Source organism: Paenibacillus sp. 1001270B_150601_E10 (assembly GCF_015558675.1).
Classification (GTDB): domain Bacteria; phylum Bacillota; class Bacilli; order Paenibacillales; family Paenibacillaceae; genus Paenibacillus_B.
Window position 1 is genome coordinate 602,938 of the sequence record NZ_JADMOL010000001.1, and the last position, 12,525, is coordinate 615,462.

Here is a 12,525-nt window from a genome sequence, read left to right on the forward strand (position 1 = left end):
AAGACTTTTTTATAATAATTATAAAATGAGATCCTTTCTCAACGCACAGCCGCTCATTCATGATGACGCAATCCATAACAGGCTATTCCCAAGCTCTGAAAAACCACTATTTATATAGAAGCAGGAAATACATGATCTATTCCACAATCTAAACGATAATCCTTCCATGCAAATCCCTTTTCTTTTGCTCTACATGCAAAAATTCAAAGAGATGTCACTATATCAACCTTAACCATTTCCACTTCGAATGAAACGGTCCCGCCTCTTCTTATCTTTGACTTTTATAAGGCTAAAAATGCGAATTTACCACTTTAACTTTTTCATAACCTTTTTCTTAAGTCGATCCACTATACTGAAGTACGTGATGTGCAAGTTCAATGTTCATATTAACCTTGTTAGGTGAGGCTCCTATGCAAACATAGGCCACTGCCCAGAAATATCGAGAGATGCCCATGGGTAGAACAGGAATTGCCGGATTAAGGCTTTTCATAAGGTGGCTAAGAGAGACAACATCCCCTTCTCTTTACGTTGCATAGTGCTAAAACTCAACTAGGGGGCAGAATGCATCTTTTACATGCATTCTTTCATCTGCCCCTCTAGGACTGGATCCAGAGGGGTATTATTTTTGCCAATTAAGGGGGGAGAACATCCGATGGACAGTAGTTCCAGTAATCGATCATTGAAACAAGTACATGACCTTGCGAAGTGGGAGAACGATGCTCTTCTTACCCTTGGCTGCCATTTGCACTGCCTCTTACCTGCCTAACATGTGTGAGCCTAGCAGGTGTGTTTCAGCATGCAGAAGTCAACCAGTCAGCGGGTTGAAGAACAGGAACTACATGCTCTCCTTTGTGCGGAGAAAGCTTTTTTATGGCTACTAAAGCGCAAAGGGAAACAAACTAGGTATGTCACGCAAAGCGTGAGGAGGATGACAACATGGTTAAACAAATTACGATTCAAGAGCTAAAAAAGAGGTTGGTCGAACAAAATCAGGAGCGTCTTTATGAATTTTTAATTCGACATCAGCCTTACGATATCGCACAAATGCTGCTTCAACTTAAAGATCATGAGAAGATCGACCTCATCAACAGCACCGCTGTTGAGTTAGCAGCAGAAATTCTAGAATATGTCGATCCTGATGTTCAGTATCATATATTAGACCGAGTATCAGAGAAAAAAATCGCACTGATTCTCAATGAGATGTCAAGTGATAAGGTTGTCGATCTACTGGTTGCTATTCATCCTCATCAAGCGGAAACGCTTCTTGAGTTCCTTCCTGAGGAACACCGAAAGAAGATCGAAGCCTTGATGCGGTTTCCGGAAAAAACAGCCGGAAGTCTTGCTACCATAGACTATATTGCGGTAAGAAACAATTGGACAGTTGGACATACCTTGCAGCACATCCGCAAAGTTGGTCAGGATGCTGAGATGGTCTCCTATATCTATGTACTTGATTCCAGCGGGGTATTGGTTGGCATTTTTTCTCTTAAAGATGCAATTCTTGCAGAAGAGACAGCCTTGGTTGAAGACATAATGAAAAAGGACTTGATCACCGTTCCCGCTCAAATGGATCAGCAAGAGGTAGCCGATCAGTTATCCAACTATGATCTCGTGGCTCTCCCAGTCGTTACAGAGGAGCAGCGAATGATCGGGATCATCACCGTTGACGATCTCATTGATGTTATTCATGAGGAAGCAACGGAAGATATTCAAAAATTAGGGGGCAGTGAGCCGTTAAACGAGCCATACTTTGAAGCCTCCATATGGAGTATTTTTAGAAAACGGCTTCCTTGGCTGCTTATCCTGTTTGTTGCTGAAGCTTACACCGGGACCGTACTGAAGCATTTTGAGGATACAATTGAAGCAGTCGTTGCACTGGCGTTCTTCGTTCCTTTGCTCGTGGGTACAGGCGGAAATACAGGTACGCAGGTCGTGGCAACAATCATTCGCGCAGTGGGTGTTGGAGAAGTGAAGTTTAAAGATATCTTCCGGGTCATCAAAAGAGAGGCAACGATCGGGGTATGTTTGGGTCTTATGATGGGTGTAGCGGGTCTCATCCGCGCTTCCATATTAGGCGTAGGGTTTGAGGTTGCACAGGTCGTTGCGATTGCCATGGTGTTTATTGTCATTTGGTCTTCCATCGTAGCCTCTGCCTTGCCGCTTGTTCTTCGAAAGCTAAAGCTTGATCCAGCCGTCGTTTCTGGTCCGTTCATTACAACCTTTGTGGATGGCACAGGTCTTGTCATCTATTTCATGGTTGCGAAAACGATTCTGAACCTGTAGTTTGACGCACGTCAGGGAAGTCGCCATGAAGACGATGCCATCCAGACGATGAAAGTATAATCTTGAGATGAAAAGCAGCCCTATCGATGATGATGGGCTGCTTTTCGATAAGCCTTATTTAATAATTTGATCATTTTTCCACATTTGGGCTGGACCCTCCAAACCTGTGTACCTTACAATGACATTTATCGACGTGGTAATCTCAGCTTCCTTGAACCTCTCTCCCCAATCTTGCTTCATCTCTTTCCATTTAGAAGGATGCTGCCGATGAAAAGCTTCTCCAAAGCCGAACACATCCGCGCCTAAAGACTGTCCTTTTTGAATACATTGGCGAACGGTTTGCTCCGTTTGGCTGCTTAAATGTTTTTGCAGTGTCTTCATATTCTGAAATTGGTTGAAATCATAACGGGTATTATCTTCAAGAATGGTGGCGATGCCACTCAAAGTCACGTGAATACTGACTTTCCGGCCTTTCTCAACCGTCTTTATCTTTTTTTTCAAGTGCCTAACCTTCATCGCAATCTCCGTTGTCTCGTGTGGAATCTTCACAAACAGTTCTAAAAAATCTGACTCTCCCCTAATCCATTGTTGATACGAGGTTTCCTCCTCATTCATATATCCCACAAGCTTCAGTTCTTGATCAAAGATTGCCTTGCCCCCAAGCCCCAGCGTTGGTTCAACCCCCTCATCCACCTTATAGATATCGATTACAGGAAGATATGGGCTGCCTTCCTCTCCCGTGGCTGCCATTAAAAAGTTTCTCAACGTAAGCGTCCAATGTGCTCCATTTACTTTATGAATCTCAGGCAGTGCTCTTGCTGGAATGTATTCCAGGGGGTATGTGAGTTTTAGAAAATCTTCCGCATCTCCCCCTCTTACAATAAACATGTCCATTCTTAAACGAACAGCGGGATTCCTCGTAAACTCATCCAATATATCCGAAATGCCATACTTAGCTAAAGATTCCCCGATAATAACAACCTCTCGATGACCGCCAAACACATATCTGGATAGTCGCTGCTGGATATGTGAAATCGCTTCAATAATCGTTCGGCCATTCTCCGAAACGGTGAAAACCGACTTATCCTTCCCTTTCTCCCCGATGCTTGCATTGAAAGGACTCAGAATCTGCAGCGTGCATCGAATCGTGCCATCGTTATTCAGATCAACACCTAAAGCGGTTTCAATGGCTTGATCATTCAGTTCCTTGCTATCCCAGCAACCCGTTACAAGGGTTCCTAACATAGCCATATTGATAGTTAGGAACAAAAATTTGCGCATCATGACTGCCTCACCCGCTTGTTGGCATGATGGCGCAAGATTCCGACTACCCATAACAATAACGGTATAGCGATGATATTAAGGGGAAGCACGATAAACTGCCAAATATAGACGTGTCCTATAACGGCTTCATTGATGTTTTTTGGCAGCAGCGACAAACACAATACCGTTGGAGCAACTACCCACAGTAGTTTTCTCCATTGTTGTACATTGAACCATTGTGCTGTCCCATATACGGCTGCAAAAAGGACAAGCGATGATTTGATGAACATTGAGAACATCCAAACGACCACTGCAAAGAAGTCTAAGTTTTCAATAAAGCCGAAAACGGAAATAAGCCGCGTCATATGGTAGTAAGGAAACCAGAGGCGGTAAGAAAGATTGGGACCGAATGTTGTAATGATGACGATCATGGATAGGACGATCATGAGAATCGATACCAATAGCCCCCATAATGCCTTTGGAGCAGACTTGCGCATGTCCACTGCAAAACAAAATACCATACTAAATACAACCACATCTCCAAAAAAGGAAAGCGGCGTAACACTTCCTTTGACGATTGATCTCCAGCCTGAATCGGTGTAGATAGGCGTAATTTGGTTCCAATCCATGTTGCTTAGGTTGAACATACAGGTAAAGACAACCATAAAAAGAATTAACGGCCCCATAATCTCGCTGCATCGCGCTATACCTACAATTCCTCCAACATAAACGATATAAACGGCTAAGATCAGCATCATGAGAGACAGGATGAAGATAGGCGTCTTGTTAAAGAGCGTAATGTAAATAAAATCAGTGGAGCTGCGCAAAACCATTCCACCCTCCACATACCACATAAGGAGATAAGGTATCGCGATCATTCTTCCTCCCCACTTCCCAAGTATGGACTGGGAATATTGGATGATGGATTGATTAGGGAATATCACGTTCACTTTCATCATGACGAATAACACAACTGCCCCCATGAATCCTCCTAGGGCAATCGATATCCATGCATCTTGCTTGGCCATTTCGATAGAATGAGGCAATGCATATAGAATCCCTAGGCCGGTTACAACACAGATCATCAGCCAAAATAACTGTATTCCGGTTATCTTCATTTACAAAACGCCCCTACTTCATGAAGTGATCGCACAAAGCTAATCTATTTTAGGCTCGAATTGTTCCATGCTTTCCTTCGTATCTTCTGAAAATCTCTTTATATCCAATCCCGTATTGGATCTAGGACGATTCGCTGCCCAACGAGGCACCCTGATTAGGATGTCCAAGAGATTGCCTGGCACCTGCGGTGCTAGAGGTGAAAGATAAGGCACACCAAAGGAACTGAGATTAACGACATGAATAAGGAGCATGATCAGTCCGAAGCCAATTCCGTAAAACCCAACCGTTCCCGCCAAGATCAGCAACGGAAACCGCAGGAAACGAAAGGCCAATCCTAAGTTGTATCGTGGGATGGCAAACGAAGCGATCCCAGTAAAAGCAACAACAATGACCGTAGGCGCTGAAATAATGCCTGCATGGACAGCAGATTCTCCGATAACCAACGCCCCTACCATGCCGACCGCAGAGCTTGCCGGTTTAGGCAGCCGAATCCCCGCCTCCCTGAATGCTTCAAACATCAATTCCATCAAAATGGCTTCGATCACAGCTGGCAGAGGAACCCCTTCTCTAGCAGCAGCGATACTGAACAGCAGATCAGCTGGAATAAGCTGAGGATGAAAGGTCGTTGATGCGACATACAAGGAAGGGAGAAGAAAGGAAATGCACAGCAGTAGAAAGCGCAGCCAGCGAATAGCTGTTGTATAGATAAAGTTCTCGTAATGGTCTTCTGCCGATTCCAATGCCGCCCAAAAAGTAAGAGGCACGATAAGTGCAAAGGGCGATCCATTCACCATTATGGCAATTTTGCCTTCCAGCAAGCTAGAAATGACGACATCTGGCCGTTCGGTGTTTTGAACCGTAGGAAACGGCGAGTAGGGTGCGTCCTGTATGTAGTCTTCAATGTATTCCGAATCTAGAATCGCATCGATCTTTATGCTTCCAACTCTCTTGCGGACCTCGTCTAGAATGGAGGGTTCAGCAAGAGTTTCGATATACACAATTGCCACATCTGTTTGTGATAAGGTTCCAAGGGTTAAAGGTTCTATTTTTAACAGTGGGCTTTTCAGTTTCTGACGCAGCAGTCCCGTGTTTGTCCGTATATTCTCATTAAATCCTTCTCGCGGCCCTCGGACAACCGATTCTGTAGCAGGTTCAGACACTTGCCGCTTCTCAAATTCTTTGAGATCTGCAATTAATATTTTATTGGACTCTTTAGCGAAAATAGCAACTTGACCGCCTAGTATGCTTTTAACCGTTTCCTGTACATCTTCCGTTTGTGTTGCTTGCCTGGTTGCGAGCGTGTCCACAATCTGATTGGCAAATGAATCATCGTCATCATCGTTCAATCCTTGGACAATTAGTGGTTTCAGCACCGTTTCTTCCAAACTTTTCGAATCAATGAGCCCATCTACATAGATGAGCAGGGCTTTCATGTCATTGCCTATTCGGATATGTCGATATTGTACGTCTGAGCAATTATGAAGGATCTCCTTCATGGTCTGCTCATTTTGTTTGATGTCCTTAGTAAACTGGTATTTATAAAGGTGATTCCAACCATAATCCTCAGCCCCCGATGTTTGAGACGTTGAGGAGGGTCGTGTTGTTCGCTTGGAGATGCCAGACATTAAGCAAGCCCCCTGAAAGGTAATAGGTACCTTGTAGGCTTCCCATTTCCATCAACTTCATACGAATTCGAAATATTCAACCTTATAGGTTTACAACAAAACAAGCGATCCATCGAGTACGTTCATCTCGAGAATCGCTTGTTTTCTATAGCAGGTGTGATTAGTGGATGATATCCTTCATCTGTATGGCAATGAAGAACAAAACCTTAGACTTTCCCTTAATTGCAGCGGCTGTATCCGCAGTTAGCGCAGGTCTTGCAGCCTTCGACGTTCAGCAGAGATGCTGTGCCGCAGGATGGACACAGATCACGGGAATCCGAGGAGCCCTTCATGCCGATCGTCACAGCCTTCGGTTCAATTGTAGCCGCAATCGGTGCCGGCTCGATCACATTAGGCTGTGGACCTGTCTCATTGATGTGATTCTCAAGCGCCTTCGCTACTGCATCTGCGATGGATTCCACACGATTGGCTCCGAAGCCGATTGCACCAGAACCACCAATGCCTTTCAAGTGCTTGATCAAGAGCTCTACTTTGTTGCCATGGTCGCCATAACGAAGGAACAAGGAGCATACACGGCCAAGCGCTTCTGCCATTGCGAATACGTCTGAACCTGCCTTGCCTACATTCAGGAAGATTTCCGCTGGAATATGGTCGTAATCGTTGATCGTAATGTATGCCATTCCGAATGGCGTGTTGATCTTATAGGTTGCACCGCGAAGCACTTGCGGACGACGCAGATACGCATTGCCGTTCGAACCATTCGCATCGCTTGCAGGCTGAGCAGGCTTGCTTGCAGCCGTTATCGCTGCGGACTCACTTACCACTTCTGATTGAACCTCAGCTTGAGCTTCCTCTTTCTTTCCATCTTCCTTCTTCTCTGTCGTCAATACCTGTGTATCGCGGCTTCCGTCACGATAGATCGTAACACCCTTACAGCCAAGGTCGAACGCAAGCTCATATAGACGCTTGGTATCTTCAACTGTAAAGTCGTTCGGCGCATTCGCTGTCTTCGAGATGGAGCTGTCTACCCAGCGCTGAATCGCAGCTTGCGCACGGATATGATCCTCTGCGCTCAGATCCATAGCCGTAATGAAGTAATCCGGCAACGGTTCACCAGGATGCGCATCCAGCCACTCCTGTGCGATCGGTACAAACTGCTCATCGAAGCCAAGACGGCTTTGACGGAAGTACTTAAACGCAAAGTAAGGCTCGATTCCTGTAGAAGTTCCCACCATTGTACCTGTTGAACCTGTTGGTGCTTGCGTAATCACGGTCACATTGCGCATGCCATTGACGCGAATGGATTCTCCAACTTCCGGATACTCCTCTACGATATTTTTCATAAAGCCGCTTTGCAAATACTTTTCCGTATCAAAGGCCTGGAAGGAGCCCTTCTCAGCCGCAATCTCACTCGATGCAAGATAGGCTTCACGAGCGATGAAGCCATACAGCTTATCGAGAAACGCCAACGATTCTGGCGAGCCATAGCGGATGCCAAGCTTGATCATCAGCTCTGCAAGACCCATGGAGCCGAGGCCAACACGGCGTTCGTTTTGTTGGTTTTCTTTATTTTTCTCAAAATGATAAGGTGTCTTATCAATGACATTATCCAAGAAGCGAACGGAATAACGAGTTACAAGACCTAGCTCATCCCATGCCACATCATGATTCTCTTCATCATAGAACTTGGATAGATTGATCGCGGACAGGTTGCAGACACCCCAAGCCGGGAGTCCTTGCTCTCCGCAAGGGTTTGTACAAATGATCGGGTTGAAGTACCAGCTGTTTGACATTTGGTTGTAGTACTCCATGAACACAACGCCTGGCTCTGCAGACTTCCAAGCAGATTCAATGATCGTATGCCATACGTCTCGCGCACGAACGGTGCGATAAGGGATCACTGCTTTGCCAAGGCTCTTCCACTTATCAAGGTCGCCATCCCACAGCTCGTTATATTCAGGATCTGTCGTATCTGGGAATACAAGCTCCCAGTCCAGGTCTTCTTTCACTGCCTTCATGAATGCATTGCTGACACATACAGAAAGGTTCGCATTCGTGACTTGGCCTGCAGTTTGCTTCACCGTAATGAAATCCTCAAGATCAGGATGCCAGTCGTTGATCATGAGCATGAGTGCTCCCCGACGGCTGCCGCCCTGCTCAATCAAGCCGGTCGTATAGCTGAAAAGTCCGCCCCAAGACACAGAGCCGCTGGATGAGCCGTTTACACCGCGAACAATGGCACGTCTTGGACGCAAGGAAGATAAGTTGATGCCTACACCGCCGCCGCGAGCCATAATTTCTGTCATTTCGGACAAGGTTTCCATAATGCCGCCACGGCTGTCCTTTGGAGAAGGGATGACATAGCAGTTGAACAGGGTCAATTCTTCGCTCGCGCCTGCGCCAGCTGCAATGCGTCCGCCGGGAACGAGCTTCCAATCATCAAGAATGGTGCGGAACTTCGCTGTCCACTCTGCCTGCTTCTCCGGCGCTTCGACAGAAGCCATCGCGCTTGCGAGACGATCCCACATCTCTTCTGGAGTCTTCTCTATCGTTAGAGTAAGCTTCTCAACGCTGGATTCCACGACTTCCCCACTTCTTAGTCTAACGGATACGATGTTTCCATGGCGTTCAATAACTTCTCCAACCTCTTTGGCAGGGAACTTCGGATCATCCTTCGTTAGGACGAGCACAACGTCTCCCACCTTTGTTTGACTTGTATCTGCATTCTTTCTCGCGTAGCGATCTAGAAATATCTTTTCACTTAGGCCTTCCAAGCGCTGCTCTTTCTTCTCGGTACTCAACAATAACGACCTCCTGTGTATGGTATTCAACAACTGCACACCATCTATATTTAGTATCAAAATATATGTAGTCCATCAACATATTGTGTGCCTTAATTATTTTACTATACCGAACGCTTGTTTTCTAATGGTTATAGATGGATGGAAACCTTCGAAAAATCGATTGTAGCGTTAACATTATAGGTTTTGCTCTATCAATCTCATTCATGCTTAATTTTGAGAGAAATCATTCAAATATACGAACAGTTCATGACAATTCCGTGAGCATTGTCTTCACCAATGCAGCAGTTCAAAGTTATGAATATTGCAAAAGAGGCGCATACTACATCTACATCACATGAATCCATGGGAGGTCCAATTCGTGAACAATGGATATTCGCCGCTCGGAACTGATAGTCTCGTGCCCATTCGCTTTGACAAGAGCTGGATGGAGTCGTTCCAAAGTCGTATCGAACGCAATGGTCCATGGGACGACTGGACATGCTTTCAGCTTGCCTACGAGGCGGAGCAAGCCAAACAAATCCACTCTTTTGACGAGCTGCAATGCTTGAATCATCTTACCAACGTGGAGCCACTTCCCCATCAGCTGGATACAGCCCGCAAAGTGCTGCATGAGATGAGAGGTCGTGCTATTCTAGCCGACGAAGTGGGTCTTGGCAAGACGATTGAAGCGGGTCTCGTATTAAAGGAATATATGATTCGAGGCCTCGTCAAAAAGGTGCTGATTCTAGTACCCGCTTCTCTTGTTCTTCAGTGGGTGCGAGAGCTTAATCATAAATTCGGCATTCCTGCCATTGCGCAAAAAAAGGAATACCACTGGAGCTCGCCTGTTGTTGTTGCCTCGATGGACACCGCAAAGCGCGAGCCGCATCGCACGTATTTGCTTAACCAGGATATCGATATGCTAATCATAGATGAAGCACACAAGCTCAAGAATAAGAAAACGACGAATTATCAGTTCATCGTCCAAATGAGAAAAAAATACTGCATGCTGCTTACCGCAACACCTGTGCAGAACGATATGAACGAGCTGTATAATCTTATCACACTGCTAAAGCCCGGCCAGCTAGGCGGGCAGGGAGAATTCAGCGCTAATTACATGTTAGACAAGCGTGTGCCTAAGAATGAAGATAATCTGCAGCAGACGCTTTCCAAGGTCATGATCCGCAATCGACGCGGCGAGGGCAGCGTTCAATTTACGAAGCGAATCGTTAAAAATGTCCCGCTTGTGCTTTCACCAGACGAACAGGCGCTATACGATGGCGTTACTCAGTTTATTCGCGAGCAGTATCAGGAGAACGGACAAGACTTTGGCAGCATGTTCTCGATGATTACGCTGCAGCGAGAGGTATGCTCAAGCCGCGATGCCGTATTTGTGACTCTAGTCAATCTTGCAAAGAAGCTCTCTGAGGACTCTCCGATCCGAGAGCGAATCTGGGATCTGATCGATCTCATCAAGAAGGTGACATCGAACACAAAGGCTGAGACTGCGATGGAACTTATTCGCGGCATGAATGACAAGGTCATCGTCTTCACGGAGTACCGGGCGACTCAGGAGTATTTGCTGCAGTATTTTCACAAGCATGGGCTTATGGCGGTTCCTTACCGAGGAGGCATGAATCGAGGGAAAAAGGATTGGATGATGGATCTGTTCCGCGGACGAGCGCAGGTCATGATTGCAACGGAAGCGGGCGGCGAAGGCATTAACCTTCAGTTCTGCCACCATATGATCAACTTCGATCTGCCATGGAACCCAATGAGAGTCGAGCAGCGCATCGGTCGCGTGCACCGACTTGGCCAGTCCCAAGATGTGAAGATTTATAACCTGTCTACGAGAGGTACGATCGAAGAGCATATTTTGAATTTGCTTCATGAAAAGATCAATATGTTTGAGAGCGTAATTGGACGCCTGGATATGATTCTTGAACGCTTGGAACAGCAGGATAATTGGGAGCAGAGCATCTCTCGAATCCTGTTGGAGGCCAAGACAGACGAAGAAATTAGGCAGCAGGTCGATTCACTTGGCCGCTCTATCAATTCTATAAAGGACGAATTGCACACGAACCTCTCCCCTAATGAGAAAGAAGCAACCATTCAAAGCTTCCTTAAGATTTATAGTCATGGATCGGAGGTGCAGCCATGAACACCCAGCAGATCGAAAACTTTGTCATGCGCTATCTTGAATCCATGGAATGTCAAGTCATGGAGAAGACGCCAGTCTATGTGACGGTAAAGCTATCTGAACAGGCGGATCGCGCGCTGACGAATCGTCCCTACTATTGGGGCTTTGTAGATCGAACAGGCGCAGAGCCCGAGACGATGCGCTTTACGTTTGTATTTGATCCAGCGAAGCTGCCACCAGAGCGAGGACCCGTCAGCTATGTGACAGCGCCTGTGGGACAGCCTTCAGGCAGCGCCGCTCCTGACCAGGTCCAGGATCCGATCATGGGACGCTACTTCGGCGTTGCACCAGCCTTTACCGGCGGTGGCGGCGGAATCGGACGCATCCCAAGGGAAAATGTTCATTACGGCAGCCCAAGGCTCGAAAGTATGATGCAAGCGGCCGCTGAGCAAGGCCGCTTCGTGTCTCTATTCGATCAAGGCTACGCTGAGCATCGGCCGGTATCACGCGGTCCTAAGCGCTCTCTTGCCTATGAGCCTTGGCTTATGCTGAATCTTAAGGTTGAATTCGCTTGTGATTTAAAACGGGAAGAGATACATTCGTTTGGCATATCGCTTCATTCCGGACATCTGGCCGAGCAATTTATGGAGCAGCTTCAGCAAAGAGATATGTCACCGAAGCTTCCAAATCATGTGCATACCGTACCTTCACGATTTACCTTTGAACAGGGCGTGCTGCTCATTGAGGATCAGCTCAAGCAGCATCTGCAGGATATTGACTTAGCCTGGGCCATTGAGGCCAGTGAACGTTTAGAGGAAGAGCTGGACCGTTTGGACGCCTATTATATTCCGCTGCTCAAGCAGGAGCAGGAGGCTAAGGCGGCAGGCATTTCGCAGGAGAAAACCCCTCAAGCTGGTGCAGCACGTAAAGCCGCCAAGAATAAAGACGCTATGGTTAACCTTAATCTTTCTACTTCCTTTGACTCTAAGGAGAATCAAGAGGAATTGGACGTTCCCTCCATGATGAGTCTAGAGGAACAATACAATATGAGGCGTCAAGAGCTGGAATGGCAATTTGAGCCTCGAATCGAAGTGCATCTCATCAATGCGGCTCTCGTTCACTTGCCTTACGGCCAGTCATGAGCCGTTTTTCCTTTTTATCTGCAACCATGCGACATGCTTGCCGCTCGTTCTGATTCTTCCATGCACAACAACCGATCAGTTGAGGATATCTGTCATGTAACGTCAAAAATAGAACGAATCTGCACCGCCACGATCCACGTATTGCGACAGTCTTTGTACAAGCCATCCTC

At 46.5% G+C, this 12,525-nt stretch carries 7 protein-coding genes and 1 riboswitch; of the genes, 3 read left to right on the forward strand and 4 right to left on the reverse strand.

Going from position 1 to position 12,525, the window contains the following annotated elements:
• Nucleotides 1-384 precede the first annotated feature (384 nt).
• Nucleotides 385-563: riboswitch (M-box (ykoK) riboswitch) on the forward strand.
• A 391-nt stretch (nt 564-954) separates the two neighbouring features.
• Entirely contained in the window at nt 955-2,283 is a 1,329-nt protein-coding gene (gene mgtE / locus I2H74_RS02885) for a magnesium transporter (protein WP_420707415.1), read from the forward strand.
• A 114-nt stretch (nt 2,284-2,397) separates the two neighbouring features.
• On the opposite strand, the gene I2H74_RS02890 is transcribed toward mgtE, so the two are convergent.
• From I2H74_RS02890 to I2H74_RS02905, 4 genes are all read right to left on the reverse strand, one after another.
• Nucleotides 2,398-3,567 (reverse strand): Ger(x)C family spore germination protein, encoded by a 1,170-nt coding sequence (locus I2H74_RS02890; RefSeq protein WP_195571477.1) that lies wholly within the window; start codon nt 3,565-3,567, stop codon nt 2,398-2,400.
• On the reverse strand, nt 3,564-4,664 hold the full coding sequence (locus I2H74_RS02895; protein ID WP_195571479.1) for a GerAB/ArcD/ProY family transporter: 1,101 nt from the start codon (nt 4,662-4,664) through the stop codon (nt 3,564-3,566). The genes I2H74_RS02890 and I2H74_RS02895 overlap by 4 nt, the downstream gene beginning before the upstream one ends.
• Before the next feature lie 39 nt (nt 4,665-4,703).
• Nucleotides 4,704-6,290, reverse strand: coding sequence for a spore germination protein (locus I2H74_RS02900; protein WP_195571481.1), 1,587 nt, complete (start codon nt 6,288-6,290; stop codon nt 4,704-4,706).
• A 218-nt stretch (nt 6,291-6,508) separates the two neighbouring features.
• Nucleotides 6,509-9,094 carry an adenosylcobalamin-dependent ribonucleoside-diphosphate reductase gene (locus tag I2H74_RS02905; RefSeq protein ID WP_420707406.1) on the reverse strand — a complete coding sequence of 862 codons (2,586 nt, stop codon included), beginning with the start codon at nt 9,092-9,094 and terminating at the stop codon, nt 6,509-6,511.
• A gap of 424 nt (nt 9,095-9,518) precedes the next feature.
• On the opposite strand from I2H74_RS02905, the gene I2H74_RS02910 reads away from it, so the two are divergent.
• Together I2H74_RS02910 and I2H74_RS02915 are read left to right on the forward strand one after the other, a co-directional pair.
• Nucleotides 9,519-11,234 (forward strand): DEAD/DEAH box helicase, encoded by a 1,716-nt coding sequence (locus I2H74_RS02910; RefSeq protein WP_229106383.1) that lies wholly within the window; start codon nt 9,519-9,521, stop codon nt 11,232-11,234.
• Nucleotides 11,231-12,355: a YqhG family protein gene (locus I2H74_RS02915; protein ID WP_195571487.1), complete on the forward strand. Its 1,125-nt coding sequence runs from the start codon at nt 11,231-11,233 to the stop codon at nt 12,353-12,355. The genes I2H74_RS02910 and I2H74_RS02915 overlap by 4 nt, the downstream gene beginning before the upstream one ends.
• Nucleotides 12,356-12,525 lie beyond the last annotated feature (170 nt).

What these genes read in the sequence shown, in the direction of transcription:
- I2H74_RS02890 (WP_195571477.1), bottom strand. Translation starts at nt 3,567, where the DNA reads ATGATGCGCAAATTTTTGTTCCTAACTATCAATATGGCTATGTTAGGA.
- I2H74_RS02895 (WP_195571479.1), bottom strand. Translation starts at nt 4,664, where the DNA reads ATGAAGATAACCGGAATACAGTTATTTTGGCTGATGATCTGTGTTGTA.
- I2H74_RS02900 (WP_195571481.1), bottom strand. Translation starts at nt 6,290, where the DNA reads ATGTCTGGCATCTCCAAGCGAACAACACGACCCTCCTCAACGTCTCAA.
- I2H74_RS02915 (WP_195571487.1), top strand. Translation starts at nt 11,231, where the DNA reads ATGAACACCCAGCAGATCGAAAACTTTGTCATGCGCTATCTTGAATCC.
- I2H74_RS02910 (WP_229106383.1), top strand. Translation starts at nt 9,519, where the DNA reads ATGGAGTCGTTCCAAAGTCGTATCGAACGCAATGGTCCATGGGACGAC.